This is a genomic window from Streptomyces harbinensis, assembly GCF_900116145.1.
GTDB lineage: Bacteria > Actinomycetota > Actinomycetes > Streptomycetales > Streptomycetaceae > Streptomyces > Streptomyces carpaticus.
Genome location: NZ_FPAB01000003.1, coordinates 222,644 through 236,852, shown reverse-complemented (window position 1 = coordinate 236,852; position 14,209 = coordinate 222,644). Strand labels below are relative to the sequence as shown.

General features: G+C 74.3%; 15 protein-coding genes and 1 tRNA gene. 7 read left to right on the top strand and 9 right to left on the bottom strand.

What is annotated here, in order from left to right; all coding sequences use genetic code 11:
• Positions 1-2: 2 nt before the first annotated feature.
• Entirely contained in the window at positions 3-755 is a 753-nt protein-coding gene (locus tag BM385_RS08870; protein WP_093842712.1) for an HAD-IA family hydrolase, read from the top strand.
• Here the strand turns inward: BM385_RS08870 and BM385_RS08865 are convergent.
• Positions 734-1,315 (bottom strand): TMEM165/GDT1 family protein, encoded by a 582-nt coding sequence (locus tag BM385_RS08865; protein WP_019433071.1) that lies wholly within the window; start codon positions 1,313-1,315, stop codon positions 734-736. The two genes, BM385_RS08870 and BM385_RS08865, sit on opposite strands and share 22 nt — an antisense overlap.
• Positions 1,316-1,541: 226 nt before the next feature.
• Entirely contained in the window at positions 1,542-2,144 is a 603-nt protein-coding gene (locus BM385_RS08860; protein WP_019433072.1) for a superoxide dismutase family protein, read from the bottom strand.
• Positions 2,145-2,390: 246 nt separating this feature from the next.
• On the opposite strand from BM385_RS08860, the gene BM385_RS08855 reads away from it, so the two are divergent.
• On the top strand, positions 2,391-3,026 hold the full coding sequence (locus tag BM385_RS08855) for a DedA family protein (protein WP_019433073.1): 636 nt from the start codon (positions 2,391-2,393) through the stop codon (positions 3,024-3,026).
• 3 nt (positions 3,027-3,029) lie between these two features.
• Here BM385_RS08855 and BM385_RS08850 read toward each other — a convergent pair whose 3' ends face one another.
• On the bottom strand, positions 3,030-3,848 hold the full coding sequence (locus BM385_RS08850; protein ID WP_019433074.1) for an SAM-dependent methyltransferase: 819 nt from the start codon (positions 3,846-3,848) through the stop codon (positions 3,030-3,032).
• Between the two features lie 98 nt (positions 3,849-3,946).
• A complete protein-coding gene (locus BM385_RS08845; protein ID WP_019433075.1) occupies positions 3,947-4,495 on the bottom strand; it encodes a CGNR zinc finger domain-containing protein in 549 nt (182 codons plus the stop codon).
• Positions 4,496-4,584: 89 nt separating this feature from the next.
• On the opposite strand from BM385_RS08845, the gene BM385_RS28165 reads away from it, so the two are divergent.
• Positions 4,585-5,823 carry an MFS transporter gene (locus BM385_RS28165; protein ID WP_093842711.1) on the top strand — a complete coding sequence of 413 codons (1,239 nt, stop codon included), beginning with the start codon at positions 4,585-4,587 and terminating at the stop codon, positions 5,821-5,823.
• A 25-nt stretch (positions 5,824-5,848) separates the two neighbouring features.
• Here the strand turns inward: BM385_RS28165 and BM385_RS08835 are convergent, their stop codons facing one another.
• On the bottom strand, positions 5,849-6,382 hold the full coding sequence (locus BM385_RS08835; RefSeq protein WP_093842710.1) for a hypothetical protein: 534 nt from the start codon (positions 6,380-6,382) through the stop codon (positions 5,849-5,851).
• Positions 6,383-6,474: 92 nt separating this feature from the next.
• A tRNA-Val gene (locus tag BM385_RS08830) sits at positions 6,475-6,546 on the bottom strand.
• Positions 6,547-6,689: 143 nt separating this feature from the next.
• Between BM385_RS08830 and BM385_RS08825 the strand changes: the two genes are divergently transcribed.
• From BM385_RS08825 to BM385_RS08810, 4 genes are all read left to right on the top strand, one after another.
• On the top strand, positions 6,690-7,457 hold the full coding sequence (locus tag BM385_RS08825) for a DUF4097 family beta strand repeat-containing protein (protein ID WP_093842709.1): 768 nt from the start codon (positions 6,690-6,692) through the stop codon (positions 7,455-7,457).
• Positions 7,458-7,526: 69 nt separating this feature from the next.
• The gene (locus BM385_RS08820; RefSeq protein WP_019433082.1) at positions 7,527-8,870 is read left to right on the top strand and encodes a coiled-coil domain-containing protein; all 1,344 of its coding nucleotides are present in this window, start codon (positions 7,527-7,529) and stop codon (positions 8,868-8,870) included.
• Between the two features lie 26 nt (positions 8,871-8,896).
• Positions 8,897-9,130, top strand: a complete 234-nt coding sequence (locus BM385_RS08815) for an FmdB family zinc ribbon protein (protein WP_093842708.1) — start codon at positions 8,897-8,899, stop codon at positions 9,128-9,130.
• A 31-nt stretch (positions 9,131-9,161) separates the two neighbouring features.
• The gene (locus BM385_RS08810; protein ID WP_019433084.1) at positions 9,162-9,794 is read left to right on the top strand and encodes a DUF4383 domain-containing protein; all 633 of its coding nucleotides are present in this window, start codon (positions 9,162-9,164) and stop codon (positions 9,792-9,794) included.
• Here BM385_RS08810 and BM385_RS08805 read toward each other — a convergent pair.
• Genes BM385_RS08805 through BM385_RS08795 form a run of 3 tightly spaced genes read right to left on the bottom strand, consistent with a single transcriptional unit; the run spans position 9,739 to position 14,194 of the window.
• A complete protein-coding gene (locus BM385_RS08805; protein ID WP_019433085.1) occupies positions 9,739-10,566 on the bottom strand; it encodes an HAD family hydrolase in 828 nt (275 codons plus the stop codon). The two genes, BM385_RS08810 and BM385_RS08805, sit on opposite strands and share 56 nt — an antisense overlap.
• Complete coding sequence (locus BM385_RS08800; protein WP_093842707.1) at positions 10,563-13,019, bottom strand: phosphoribosyltransferase; 2,457 nt, start codon at positions 13,017-13,019, stop codon at positions 10,563-10,565. Before BM385_RS08800 ends, BM385_RS08805 begins: the two co-directional genes overlap by 4 nt.
• A complete protein-coding gene (locus tag BM385_RS08795) occupies positions 13,016-14,194 on the bottom strand; it encodes an HpcH/HpaI aldolase/citrate lyase family protein (RefSeq protein ID WP_093842706.1) in 1,179 nt (392 codons plus the stop codon). Before BM385_RS08795 ends, BM385_RS08800 begins: the two co-directional genes overlap by 4 nt.
• Positions 14,195-14,209 lie beyond the last annotated feature (15 nt).

Here is a 14,209-nt window from a genome sequence, read left to right as displayed (position 1 = left end):
CCATGCCCACCGTACTGACCACCCGTGGCCTGCTGCTCGACATGGACGGCACCCTGGTCGACTCGGACGCGGTGGTGGAACGGCTGTGGCGGGCCTGGGGCGAGGCGCACGGCGTGCCCGCCGAGCGGGTGCTCGCGGTCGTCCACGGCCGGCAGGGCTACGCCACCATGGCGGAGCTGCTGCCCGAGCGGCCGATGGAGCAGAACCACGCCGACAACGCCCGGATGCTGGCCGAGGAGACCCGGGACGTGGACGGCGTCGTGGCCATCCCGGGCGCGCACCGCTTCCTGACCGCGCTGGAGACCGGCGCCCTGCCGTACGCCCTGGTCACCTCGGCCGATCTGGCGCTGGCCACCGCCCGGATGACGGCCGCCGGGCTGCGGCTGCCGGACATCCGGATCACCGCCGAGTCGGTCGGCGCCAGCAAGCCCGACCCGGAGGGGTTCCTCAAGGGCGCCGCCGCGCTGGGCCTGGAGCCCGCCGACTGCGTGGCCTTCGAGGACTCGGCGGCCGGCATCACCGCCGCGCTCGCCGCCGGGATGCGGGTGGTCGGGGTCGGCCCCCGCGCCGCCGCCCTCGGGCCGACCGTCGCCGTCCCCACCCTGGAGCACGTGACGGTCGCCCCGGCGGCCGACGGCGCCGGCCTGACCCTGACCCTGCACCCGGAGGCGTCCGGCGAGCCGGGCCGGGACCAGAGCCGGGGCCGGGCCGACGACGCGGCCGGCAAGGGCACTCAGCCGACGATGGCCTCGTAGAAACTCCACGCCGCCAGCACCAGCATCACGCAGGCCGCGATCCGCGTGATCAGCCGCATCGGCACCCGCTTCAGCAGCGCCCGGCCGCCCAGGATGCCGATTCCGGCCACCGCGCACAGCGCCGCGAACGCGCCGACACCGACCGACAGCCAGTCGTCGTACCGGGCGGCCAGGTTGGCGGTCATGATCTGGGTCAGATCGCCGAACTCGGCGACCAGGATGAGTGTGAAGCCGGAGCCGGCGACCTTCCAGAAGGACGCGCTCGCCGGCTCCTTGATCTCCTCGTCCTCCTCCGCCTTGCTGCGCAGCAGATAGATCGCGCCGCCCAGGAACAGGGCGCCCACCACGGCCTGGAGCGGGCGCTGCGGCAGCAGGGTGAGGACGGAGCCGGCCGCGACCGCCAGCACCACGTGCAGGGCGAAGGCGGCGGCGACCCCGGCGAAGACGTACGAGGCTCGGAAGCGGGTGCCGAGCAGGAGACCGGCGAGCGCGGTCTTGTCCGGCAGTTCGGCCAGGAAGATGACGCCGAAGACCACGGCGGCGGTGGAGAGACTGAACACGGTATTCCTCGTGATGGAAAGGGACGGACTGGACCGGCCGTGCCGAGGAATCCGCGGGAGGAGCGCACACTTCGGCCCGGCAGCGTCCTGGACACTGCTGGCCGAAGGTCTCGCTGGCGGACGCTCACGCGTCCGCTCCGGGCGCCGGGCCCCGCGAGGGGCCAGTATGTCGACGGTCCGGCGAAGAGCTACTCCCCTTCAGACACCACCACTGTACGCGACACCGTCAGTCGGTGAACCCGACCGTGAGGCACGCCACCCGGCCGCCCGCGTCGCCGCCGTGCCCGGTGGCGTGCTCGTGGATCACCAGGGAGTTGGCCTCGCCGGGCCGGAACACCCACGGCTGGCGGGAGAGCGCCGTACCGCGCCCGGCCGAGTCGGCGGTGAAGTCCAGCCACACCTCGTTGTGCGGGTTCGCCGGTTCCGGCTCCGCCTCGGGGTCGTGCTGGTAGTGCGGCCCGGAGTCGGCCGGGTCGTCCCCGCAGGGCAGTTGGTGGACGTGCGCGCCGAAGGCGTGGCCGGGCAGGACGCCGCGCACCTCCAGTTCGACCGTCATCGCCCCGCCGCTCACCCGCTGGACGACCTGGATCCTGGCGCCGGCGGGCACCAGTTCCTCGTCGTAGGTCAGCGCGTCGCCGGGCGCCGGGTGGCCGGGTGGCACCGCGTACCCCCACGCGCGCAGCCAGTGCGCGCTCTCCACCCCGCCCAGCGCGTGCGCGACGCCCGTTCCCGCCAGCACCACGGCCATCGCCGGGGCCAGGACCCGCGCCGCCGCCCGCCGGCCAAACCGCCCGCGCCCGGCACCGTTCCCGGTGTTCCGCACACCCATCTCCGCTCTCCTCACGCCGCTGCACAGAGCCCCTCACCTGGGGCGTTTCCACACGATGCCCCCACCGCGGACCCCGGTCGCGCCGTACGCACCCGCGTGCACCGGCCGGATGACGCGGGCGTACGCTGTACGGCGGTACGTGTACGCACGCCATGGGGAACGACCGTGCACAGGATTGCGTCACTATCGGGAACATCGGCGGACGGCTGACGCGGCCCCAGCGGCTGCTCGGGGAGCGGGGAACACGTGTCGGAGACCTTGGGGGTGCTGCTCTACGCCCCGTGGATCTACCTGGTCGTGGTGCTGTTCATCCTGCTCGACGTGTTCGTCCCGGTGCTGCCCAGCGGCGCCGTCGTCGTCACGGCCGCCACCATCGCCGGCGGCGCGGCCATCGACGTGGCCGGGCTGCCCGCGCCCAACGCCGGCGCCCATCTGCCGCAGCTGGCGTTGCTGATGCTCTGCGCCGCCACCGCCTCGTTCCTCGGCGACCTGTGCGCCTACCGGCTGGCCATGCACGGCGGGCGGCGCTTCGACACCGCCATCGCGCGCTCCCGCCGGCTCTCCACCGCCCAGCAGCGGCTCGGTTCCGCGCTGGCCAGGGGCGGCGGGCCGCTGGTGGTGCTGGCCCGGTTCGCCCCGGCCGGACGGGCGGTCGTCTCGATCGGCGCGGGAGCCACCCGGCGCCGTCCCAAGGACTTCCTGCCGTGGTCGGCGCTGGCCGCCGTGGTGTGGACCTGCTACAGCGTCGGCGTGGGCTACATCGGCGGCCAGATCCTGGGCGCGAGCTGGTTCAGCACCGGCCTGTCCCTGCTCGCCCTGGTGGTGGCCGGGGCGGTCGCCGTCCGCCTGCTGCGCCCGGCGCCCGCCCCGGCGGCGGCCTGAGGCTCAGGCCAGCCGTCCCACTCCCCCGTACCAGGACACGTCCGCGTGGTCGGGGCGCTCCGCCTCGGGGACGTCCGAGCGCCACTCGGAGACGACCTGCACGCCGGGCTCGATGAGGTCGAGACCGTCGAAGAACTCGGTGAACCGGGCCTTGTCGCGCAGGGTCAGCGGCACGCCCTGGGCGCGGTAGGCGCGCTGGACCCCCATGGCGGCCTCGGGGGCGATGTCGGCGGTGGCGTGCGACAGGATGAAGTGGCTGCCGGGCGGGACGGCGTCGCGCAGCGTGCGGACGATGGACTCCGGCTTCTCCTCGTCGCCGACGAAGTGCAGCACGGCCACCGCGAGGACGCCCACCGGCTCGGTGAAGTCGATCAGTTCGCGGGTGCGCGGGTGGTCGAGCACGGCCCCCGGGTCGCGGACGTCGCCCTGGATGACGGCGGTGCGCCGGTCCTGCGCCAGCATGGCGCTGCCGTAGACGAGGACGATCGGGTCGTTGTCGACGTAGACGACGTGGGTGGTCGGGTCGTGCCGCTGGGCGACCTGGTGCACGTTCTCGGCGGTGGGCAGCCCGGAGCCGAGATCGATGAACTGCCGTATGCCCGTCTCGCGCACCAGGTACTGGACGGCGCGGCCGAGGAACTTCCGGTTCTCGCGGGCGGCGGTGCGCAGCAGCGGGAAGGCGGTCAGCGCCTTCTCGGCGGCTTCGCCGTCCACGGTGTAGTGATCCTTGCCGCCCAGCAGATAGTCGTACATCCGAGCCGCGTGCGGTTGGTCGGTACGGAGATCGATCGGACCGCCGCTCTCGTCGTTGAGCTGGGACACTCCGGTTCCTCACTCCCCTTGCTTGTCGGTCAACTCCGAGCAGACTAACGGCGCTTGCGCCCAGGAGTTTGCGGGCCATTCGAAGGAAACGCGAAGGTTCACCGGACGCGCCGCCGGTGCGCGGCGACCCGCTCGCGCGAGGCGCAGGCCGGGGAGCAGTAACGACGGGGGCTGCCGGGCCCGGTGCCGAGGAAGAGCGTGCCGCAGCGGGACGCGGCGCACCCGCCCCAGGCGATCCGGCCGTGCTCGGTGAGCAGTTGGGCCAGGGCGAGGGCCGTACCGGCGAGGAACCAGTCCCCCCAGCCCGCGTCGTCGCCCCGGTCGGTGTGCAGATGCCAGGCGTGGCCGTCGTGCCGGGAGAGCCGGGGGCGGGCGCCGCAGTCGGCGAGCAGCCGGTTGAGGGCTTCGGCGGCGGCGTCGGTGCCGGTCTCGGTGAGCACCTCGTCGGTGACCCGCCGCACGGCCTCCCGGAGTTCAGCGGCGTCGGCCTCCCCGAACGCCCCGGGCGCGACGTCGGCGGGCCGCTCGCCGTGCTCCACGAGCAGCGCGGCGAGCGCGTCGCGGGAGATGCCGGGAGTGGAGCGGACGGCGTTGGCGAGATCGATCGCCCGCCGGGCGGGCCGGAATCCCTGCTTGACCATGGCCATGGACGGCAGTGTAACGTCTTTCTCCGATAAGGCGTTACAGCGGGGGGCCCGGGTGCCGCGCACCACCGCCACGACACGGAAGGGCCGCAGTGCCGCACTATCTGACGACGGCCTTCCTCGCCCGGCTGGCGGAGGAGGGCATGGGAGTGTCGCTGGCCCTGCTGGCGCTGCACCGCACCGGAAGCCCCGCCGAGGGCGCGTTCGTCCTCACCGCCTGGATGGCGCCGCACGTCCTGGCCGCGCCGCTGGTGGGCGCGCTGCCCGCCCGCTGGTACGGGGCGGCGCTGGCCGTCTTCGCGGCGGCCATCGCCGCCCTGGCCCTGACGGTGGGCCGCGCGCCCCTGCCGCTCACCGTCGCCATCGCGGTGGCGGGCGGCAGTTGCGGCCCCGTGGTGGCCGGCGGGCTCTCCGGCCTCGTCGCCACGCTCACCGCCCCGGGCGAACACCGCAGCCGCGCCTACGGCCTGGACGCGGCCGTCTACAACGCGGCGTCCGTCGCCGCCCCGGCCACCGTCGGCGCCCTGGCCGCACTCGCCTCACCCGGCGGCGCGGCGCTGGCCCTGGCCGCCTCGGCCGGCACGGCCGCCCTGCTCGCCACGGCACTGCCCGGACGCCGCGCCGTACCGGCACCCCCGACCGCCGTACCGCCCGCGCCCCGGGAGCACACCGCCGAGGCGTCCGCTCCGGCCGGGCCCACGCGCGGGGCCGCCCTGCGGGCCGAACTGGCCGCCGGACTCGCCGTGGTGTGGCGGGTACGGGAACTGCGGGCCGTCACCGCGGCCACCACGCTCGCCTTCCTCGGCGTGGGCGGCCTGACCACCACCTCCGTGCTGCTCGCCGAGGACCGGTCCCTCCCGGGAGGCGGCAGCGCCCCGGTAACGCTCTTCGCCCTCGGCGCCCTCACCGGCGCGCTGGCCACCGCCCGGCTGCGCCGCCCCATCCCGGCCCCCCGGCTGGTCACCGCCGCCCTGACCGGCACCGGCGCCGCCCTGGCCGCCGCCGCGCTCGCCCCCTCCGTCCCGCTCTGCCTGCTCCTCTACACCCTGGCCGGGATCTGCGACGGCCCGCTGCTCAGCGCCACCTGCCGCATCCGCGCCGACCACGCCCCCGACCGGCTGCGCACCCATGTCTTCACCCTGGCCGCCGGCCTCAAGATCACCGCGGCCTCGGCCGGCGCCGCCCTCACCGGCCTGACGGCCGCCGCCCTGCCCGCCCCGCCCCTCCTGCTGGCCATCGCCACCCTCCACCTCGCCGCCGCAGCTCTGTACCTCCGGCTCCGGCACGGGTCCGCTGCGACGGGAACCAGTGGACTCCCCCACTGCCCTTGACCCTGTGGGGGCGACGCTCTTCGCCTCAGGGGACTGACGGGCCGCCGTCGTCGATCGGTTCGTACGGCTCCGGGAGGATCACCGCCATCGCCACCGCGGCGATGAGCAGGCCCACCGGTACCACGTCCCAGCCGAGGGCCATCGTGCCCAGCGTCAGGGGAGCCGCCGAGGTCAGGGCGACGAGTGCCGACCGGCGTACGGGGCCGCCCGCGGCCCATTCGTCCCGCAGCGGGCCGCCCGGCCGCCACAGCAGCCACTCGCCCACGATGCAGGCCACCGCCGCGAACAGCAGGAACGGCAGCGGCGGTTGCACGGTGAACGACGTCTGGGCGCCGTCGGAGCCGACCAGTTCGACCAGGCCCACCACCGCCACCACCGGACCGGCCAGCGCGAACCCGCCGCCGACCAGCCGCACTCCGCGTGTTCCCATGACCGGCTGGTGGTTCCGGGAGCCGAGGGTCACCGTCCGCTCCGAGATCAGCACGAACCGCTCCGCCGAGCCCCGGTAGTCTGCCGCCAGGACCCAGCCCAGCAGGCCCGCGCCCAGCCCCCACAGCACGCTGAAGAGTCCCCCTAACCCATGGCGCCCCCACTCACGGCGAAGCCCTGTCCCCACGGCGGGGGGACAGGGCACGATCGGTGTACGAGAAGTGGGTGCAGACGGGTTCGAACCGCCGACATCCGCCTTGTAAGGGCGGCGCTCTACCGCTGAGCTATGCACCCGCGAGACCTGCAACAGCGTACATGCCCCGCCGGGTGGGGCCAGCCCTACCCCGCGCCCGCCAGCCAGCCGGATTACCTGGTGGGGGCCGCGTTCCTACCGTGGTGGGTGTTGTCGATCCGTACCATCCACCGGGGGCTCCGCCGTGCGCCGTACCTTTGTCCGTTCCGCCGTTCTCACCGCCGCGGCCGTCGTCCTGGCCGCCGGGCTGAGCGGGTGTTCCACGCAGACGCATGACGGGGCGGCCGAGCAGGCCACCTTCGGGGTCACCGGCGACACCCTCACCGTCGAGTCCGGCGGCGCCGACGTCACGCTGGTGCCGGATCCTGGGCTGGACGGGGAGATCTCGGTGACCCGGTGGTTCACCGCCGGGAAGGTGTTCGGCAGTACCGACATCGGGTGGGAGATGGCCGGCGACACCCTCACCCTGCGGGTGGTGTGTTCGGGGTTCATCACCTCCTGCGACGCCCCGCACGAGATCGTGGTGCCGGCCGACCTCGCCGTCACCGTGCGCGGCACCAACGGGCACATCGAGGCGGCCGGGTTCACCGCCCCGCTCGATCTGTCCTCGCACAACGGGAACATCACCGTCGAAGACAGCGGCACCGGCGAGCTGCGGCTCTCCTCGCACAACGGCAAGATCACCGCCACCGGTCTCGACACCCCCCGGGTCAGCGCCGACACCCACAACGGCGGTGTCACCCTGGGCCTGGCCACCGTCCCCGAGCGGGTCGAGGTCACCTCGCGCAACGGCGGCGTCCGGCTGACCGTCCCCGCCGACGGCGCGTACCGCGTCGACACCGACACCGGCAACGGGACCGTCGACGTGGATGTCCCGCAGGACGCGGCGGCCGAGGCGCTGATCTCGGTCAGCACCCGCAACGGTGGCATCTCCGTCTACGGCTCCGACTGACCTGGCCATGTTCCCGCCCGGCTCCTGGTGAAAGAATGACCACCAGTCGTGGAGTGGGGAGAGTGCACAGTGAGGGCGACGCGCACCGCCAAGGAGCTTGCCGGGATCGCGCTGCTGCCCCTCGCGCTGCTGCCCGCCGTCGCGCTCGCCCTCCCCGGGGCGTTCTCCGGCGGCGGGGTACGGCGCTGGGGCCGGGGCCGGGTGGAGGATCTGCGGGCCGAGGCCCAGGCCGCCCAGGACGAGACGGCCGCCGCGTTCTACGAACTCGACACCGCCCAGCGCGAACTGCGCATCACCGTCGAGACGATCACCGCCGCCGCCGACGACTCCCGGCAGGCGGGCCGGGTGGCGCACGACTTCGCGGCCTTCGGTGAGCGCATCGACCAGGTCAGCCACGAGTACATCCGCACCGTCGACGTCCACGACCTGGACAGCGAGAACCTGGACGCCGGCGCCGCCTCCCGCGCCCGGCACGACTTCGTGCGGGTCAGGGACGAGCTGCGGCGCGCCAAGACCGATCTGGACACCTTCGGGCAGAGCCTGGCCCCGCTGCTGGAGCGCGCCGAGAACCAGCTGCGGCAGGTCGCCCCGGCCGTGGAGAGCGCCAAGCGTGCGCTGCTGGAGGCCACCACCGCGCTGGACGCGGTACGCGAGGCCCGGCTCGCCGCCGATCAGCTCGCCGCCGCGCTGGCCGCGCTCGGGCCCGAGCTGCGGCTGCTGAACGAGGGTCCGGCCCAGCACGGCATCCAGCCGACCGTCCGGCGGGCCGAGGACGTACGGCGGCGGGCCGAGGCGATCACCGCCGAGGCCGAGCAGCTGCCGCGCCGGGCGGCCGGGATCGACAAGCGGCTGTCGTCGCTGCGCACCCGGGCGCAGGCGATCACCACCCGGGCCGGGCAGGTGGAGCCGGTGCTCAGCGAGCTGCGCCGCCGGTTCAGCGCGGCCTGCTGGCAGGACCTCCAGCGGGTGCCCGAGCAGGCGGCGGCCTCGGTGCGGCAGGCGGAGAGCGCGCTGGGCGAGGCGCGGCGGGCGCGTGACGAGCAGCGCTGGGACGACGCGACGGCCCGTCTCGCGGAGGTGCAGACGCTGCTGGGGCGCACGGACGAGGCGGTGTCGGCGGCCGGCGAGCGGCTGCGGCGGCTGAACGAGGTGTCGTTCGACCCGTCGAAGGAGGCGGACCGGGCCCGGTTCGCCATCCGGGACGGGCAGCGGCTGGCGATGAGCGGCCGGCAGATCCCCGATCCACGCCACGCCGGGCCGCTGGACGCGGCGGTGGAGCGGCTGGACCGGGCGGTCGCCGCGCTGGAGGCGGGGGGCCGCAACCCCGACTACTGGCTGTTCCTGACCGAGACGGAGGCGGTACGGGGCATGGTCGCGGCCGTCGTGGAGGACATCCGGCAGGGGAGGCCCTGACCGGCGGGCCCGGCTACCCTGGGCCCATGCCGCGTTATGAGTACCGCTGCCGCAGCTGTGGCGACCAGTTCGAGCTGAGCCGGCCGATGGCGCAGTCGGCCGATCCGGCCCGCTGCCCGGCCGGGCACGAGGATTCCGTGAAGCTGCTGTCGACGGTGGCGGTGGGCGGCGGCGCCGGTTCCCGGGGGGCGGCGCCCGCGCCGCAGCCCGCCGGCGGCGGGGGCGGCGGAGGCTGCTGCGGGGGCGGCTGCTGCGGTTGATCCGTCCGGTTATGGGGGCCATGCTGGTGATATGGCCATCCATACGCATTCACGCGATCGGATACCCGAAGTCGGTCTGCGGGGCCTTTTCCAGCGGGCCCGGCTCGACGAACACCTGCCCACCGATCACCGGCTGAGCATCGTCTACCGGATCGGCGCCGGACTGATGGGCGTCGCGCTGATCGTCTTCGGTGTGTTCGGCGTCATCCAGCGCCTCGGATTCTTCTCCACCGGCGACAACACGGTCGCCGGCCTCAACAGCAACGGCGCTCTCAGCTGGCTGTCCATCGTGGTGGGCCTGCTGCTCTTCGCCGGCATGATCAAGGGCGGCAACTTCGCGTCCTCCCTCAATCTGACGGTGGGCGTGCTGTTCGTGCTGAGCGGCTTCTACAACCTGGCCGTCCTGGAAACCGGCGCCAACTTCCTGGCGTTCCGGATCCAGAACGTCCTCTTCAGCTTCGTGGTGGGGCTGATCCTGATGTGCTTCGGCATGTACGGGCGGGTCAGCGGCCGGCTGCCGCACGACAACCCGTACTGGCGGGCCCGCCACCCCGAGCAGGCCGCCGAGGAGGATCGCCGGCACGAGGCCGCCGCCCGCCGCGCGCGGGTCAGTGAGGACGCGCGTGCGCCGCGAACGCGCGCAGGATCTCCTCCCCGCAGCTGACGCCCCGCTCCGCGAGCGCCGTGATGTGCGGGGCGCTCCAGCCGGTGTCGGCGAGTTCGCCGTGCCCCGGGCGCCAGCCCCGGTCCGCCGCGAGCAGCAGATCGGCGTCCAGCAGGGAGTCGCCGGCGGCCAGGACCGTACCGGCCCCGGTGCGGCGGGCGATCTCGGCGACCGCCGCCGACTTGGTCAGCGGACGCGGCACCGCGTACAGCTTGCGGCCCTGGAGGGAGACCGTCCAGCCGCGCGGCTCGGCCCAGTCGGCGAGTTCCTTGGTCCAGGTATCGGGCAGGAGGGCGCGTTCGACGACGAGATAGGTGAACAGGTCTTCCGCGTCCCGCACCTTCAGCAGCCAGCGCGGGTCGGCGGTGCGCCGCAGATGGTCCTGGATCTCGGCCATCGGGGCGCACTCGGCGGCGAGGGTGCGCCGCACGGAGGCGTGCCAGTCGCGGTCGGTCTCGCCGTCCACGAGGAGATGGCCGCCGTTGGCGCAGATCGCGTACCGAGCGGGCGGTCCGGGCAGGTTGATGCGCCGGTACTGCTTGCGGGTACGGGTGGTGGTGGGGACGAAGACGGCGTGCGGGGAGCCGGCCAGGCCGGCGAGGATCCCGGCGGCGGTCTCGGTGAGGAACGACTGCGGCTTCCCCTCGTGCACCTCGACGCACAGCAGCCGCGGGGCTTTGGCGTCGGGCAGCCCGAGGGCGAGGGCGGCGGCCGAGTAGATGAGTGTCCGGTCGAGGTCGCTGGCGACGAGGACGGGTGCCGAGGCGGTCAACGTGCTGCCCTTCCGTCGGCGCCGGTGGCGCCCTTGGTGTACCGGGGGTGGATCAGTCCGACGCAACTGTAGGGGAGGTCGTCCCGCTCCTCGACGGGGACGCCGCGCTGCTCGGCGAGCAGCCGGATGTGGTCGAGGTCGGCGCCGACGCCGCGCCGGGTCAGGACGCGCCAGGGGACGCGGCGCAGCAGGACGCGGGTGGTCTCGCCGACGCCCGGCTTGACGAGGTTGACGTCGCCGATGCCGTACGCGTCGCTGAGGCGTTCCACGGCCCGCCAGCCGTCCCAGGTGGGGGTGCGGTCGGCGGCGAGCAGCGCGGGGACGGCGGCGGCCACCTCCGCGCCCACCGCCGGGAAGTGGGCGGCGACGGTGTCGAGGAAGCGGGCGGACTGGTCGGCGTGGGCGAGTTCGGCGTAGTGCTTGGCGCCGTGGAAGTCGTGCGGGCCGATCAGGTCGGCGCGCAGCACGGTGCGGGATATGAGGCCGGAGACGGTGGAGTTGAGGCAGGCGGAGGGGATGAGGAAGTCCTCGCGGGTGCCGTAGACGGACACGCAGCCGCCGGGGTCGGCGAGGACGGCGAGGGAGGGGTCGAAGCCGGGGAACGGGGCGAGGGCCGCTTCGAGTTCGCGGGTGATGGCGCCCTTGCCGGTCCAGGCGTCGACGAACACCACGTCGGCCGGGTCGTGATGGGCGGCGAGCCAGCGCAGGGCCGTGGTGTCGATGCCCCGGCCGCGCACGATGGACACGGCGTAGTGCGGCAGTGGGAGGCCGTGGGCGTGCTGGGCCCAGCGGCGCATGAGGATGCCGACGGGGGTGCCGGCGCGGGCGAGCGAGACCAGGACGGGGCGGGGCCGGCCGGCCAGGACCAGTTCGGTGACGGTGCCGACGGCGGCGGCGATGCGGCGGGCGGAGGCGTCCAGCGCGGTGTGGAAGAGCCGCTGGTAGGCGTCGCTGGGCTGGTACTCGACGGGGAGCGATTCGGCGTAGTGCGCGCCGCCGCTCTGGATGGCCTCCTCGCGCTCCTCGGTGGGTGCCTCCAGCGGGACGTCGGTGAGGTCCTTCAGCAGCCAGGCGACCTCCTCGGGCGCGTAGGAGGAGAAGGCCGGTCCGCGCAGCGGCGGGGCGGCGGCCGGGACGGTGGCCAGCACGACGTGCGGGGTGCGCTCGGCGAGGCGGGCGAGGAGGCCGCCGGGCGCGTGCAGGGCGGGCCGGTCGGCGGGGGTGTCGGTGATGACGACGACGGCGTCCCAGGTACCGGGGCCGCCGATGTTGTAGGCGTAGCGCGGTCCGGGGCCGTCGGCGGGGTCGTCGTGGGCAGGGAAGACGAGGCGGGAGCGGATCGCGTACCCGGGGTCGTCGACGGCCAGGACGGGCGAGCGGGTGGTGGAGGAGAACCGCACCTCCGGCCCGTCCCCGGCGGCGGTCTCCGTCTCCAGGGCGGCGGCCAGCCGCAGCGGGACGTACAGGAACTCCTCGGTGCCGAGCACCAGGACGCGCCGGGCGCCGGCCGGGAGGGCGGCGGCCAGCTGCCGGGCGAGGCCGGGCAGGGCGGCGTCGAGCCGGGCGCGGTGGGCCGGGGTGAAGCCGTGCCGGCCGCCTTCGGGGAGGGCGGCGGGCCAGTCCAGCGGCGCGCGGTGGACGGTGCCGGGGGCGGGCGCGGGGCCGGATACGGCGGCGGGTACGGCGTCCGGCGCGGCGGGTACGGCGGCGGGCTGCGGCGCGTCCGGTCCCGGCGCGTCCGGTCCGTCCAGTGCGGCGACCAGGGCCCGGCCGCGTTCCAGCACGTCCGCCGGGAGGACCACCTCCCCCGCCGCGAGGGCGACGACCTCGACCGTGGCGCCCAGCGAGGCGGCGAACTTCTCCAGCGCGGCCCGGTCGTCCTCGGTGCGCAGATCGGCCAGCGCGGCCACCACGTACCGGGTGCGGGGCCGCAGCCGGTGCAGCGCGGTGATGGTGTTGCGCACGGTGCGGCCGGTGGAGAGTTCGTCGTCCACCAGCACCAGCGCGCCGTCGGCCGACAGCAGCGCCGGATCGGCGGGCAGCACCAGATGGCCGGTGTGGTGGCTGTGCTCCTCCTCGAACGCCACCTGCCCGACCCCCGGGACGGCCCGCCGCGTGGAGTGCAGACAGGTCACGCCGTCCGCCTCGCCGCCGATGCCGTCGGCGACGCAGTGGCCGAGCCCGGTGGCGGTCTCCGCGTAGCCCAGCACCACGGCCACCGGCTCGTCCGCGCCCAGCACCTGCCGTACCCGGCGGCCCAGTTCGTACCCCGCGCCGTACACCACGCCGGGCCGCTGCGGCACATGCTTGCCGAGGATGCCGGAGACCAGCAGGTGCGCCCGCTTGGGGTTGCGCCGCACGGCGAGCCCCAGGTGCTCGCGCGCCGTGTCGCCGCGCAGGGTGACACCGAGCCGCCGGGTCACCCAGTCGCCGTTCCAGACCGTGTCGTTCATTCCGTGTGTTCCCCCTCCATGCCGGCGGCCAGCAGATCGACGAAGTCGACGCCGTCCCGGGCCACGCCGAACACCTCGGCGCGGCGGATCGTCCGCTCCGCCCAGGCGCGGTGCGGCTTCACCTCGTTCATCTTGTTGGTGTAGGCGGAGCGCAGCACGCCGCCGCCGTGCGGCCCGGTGCGCAGGATGTCGGCCGCGTCGCTGAACTCCTCGTGCGTGACAACGGACAGCGCGTGCACCGGGGCGACGTGGGAGGGGTGGATGCAGGTCTTGCCCAGCAGGCCGTTGGCCTGGTCGAGTTCGATCTCCTGGAGCAGACCGTCCATGTTGTGCTCGATGAGCGAGGCGCGCAGCCCCTCGGCACGCCCGCTGAACGGGCTGCGGCGCAGCTGCGGTTTGAACATGCGCTCCTGGGCGCGGAAGTACTCCCACACCGGGCCGGAGACGGTGAAGCCGGTGCCGTCGGCACGGCCGAAGACGTTGACGACGTCCGCGATGACGGAGGCGACCAGGTGCACGTCGTACGCGGTCATGTCCGGGGTGCGGCGCAGGCCGTAGGCGGAGCAGAAGTCGGTGACGCCGAGCCGGACGGCGGGTATCCGCTCCCGGTACTTGTCCAGGACCCGGGCGGCGGCGGCCAGGCGCTCGGCGCGGGATTCGAGGTGGAGCAGTTCGGGGGATTCCAGGATGGGCATGGCGAGCAGCCGCCGGCCGCTCATCACCTCGGCGCCGGTGAGGGCCTCCAGGAAGGCGGGGCCAGCGTCCGCCGTGAACTTGGGCAGGACGAAGCCGGCCAGCAGCCGTACCGCCGTGCCGAGCCGGCTGGTGAGGTCGGTGATCTGTTCGGGTGTGCGGACCCGGATGAACAGCAACGGCAGCCGGTCGTCGGCGCCTTCGCGTTCCAGCCTGGCGAACTGGCGCACCAGGTTCTCCTCGGCACCGGGAACTTCGGCGTCGCTGATGGAGTCCTCAAGACACAGGACCATCGAGACCACCCCGGCGGCCTGCTGTTTGCGGATGTCGGCGGCGAGCCGGGGCCGGGTGGCCGGGCTGTAGAGGGTGGCGCCCAGGGCCATGCCGAGGGTGCGCACGGAGGAGCTGAGGCTGAATTCGGCCGGCTCCTGATGGAACAGGACGCGACGTTGCGCAGCCGATAGGTGCCCATAATGCCGCATATTTCACCCCGGACG

What these genes read in the sequence shown, in the direction of transcription:
- BM385_RS08870 (WP_093842712.1), top strand. Translation starts at nt 3, where the DNA reads ATGCCCACCGTACTGACCACCCGTGGCCTGCTGCTCGACATGGACGGC.
- BM385_RS08860 (WP_019433072.1), bottom strand. Translation starts at nt 2,144, where the DNA reads ATGGGTGTGCGGAACACCGGGAACGGTGCCGGGCGCGGGCGGTTTGGC.
- BM385_RS08845 (WP_019433075.1), bottom strand. Translation starts at nt 4,495, where the DNA reads ATGGCCATGGTCAAGCAGGGATTCCGGCCCGCCCGGCGGGCGATCGAT.
- BM385_RS08815 (WP_093842708.1), top strand. Translation starts at nt 8,897, where the DNA reads ATGCCGCGTTATGAGTACCGCTGCCGCAGCTGTGGCGACCAGTTCGAG.
- BM385_RS08810 (WP_019433084.1), top strand. Translation starts at nt 9,162, where the DNA reads ATGGCCATCCATACGCATTCACGCGATCGGATACCCGAAGTCGGTCTG.
- BM385_RS08800 (WP_093842707.1), bottom strand. Translation starts at nt 13,019, where the DNA reads ATGAACGACACGGTCTGGAACGGCGACTGGGTGACCCGGCGGCTCGGT.
- BM385_RS08795 (WP_093842706.1), bottom strand. Translation starts at nt 14,194, where the DNA reads ATGCGGCATTATGGGCACCTATCGGCTGCGCAACGTCGCGTCCTGTTC.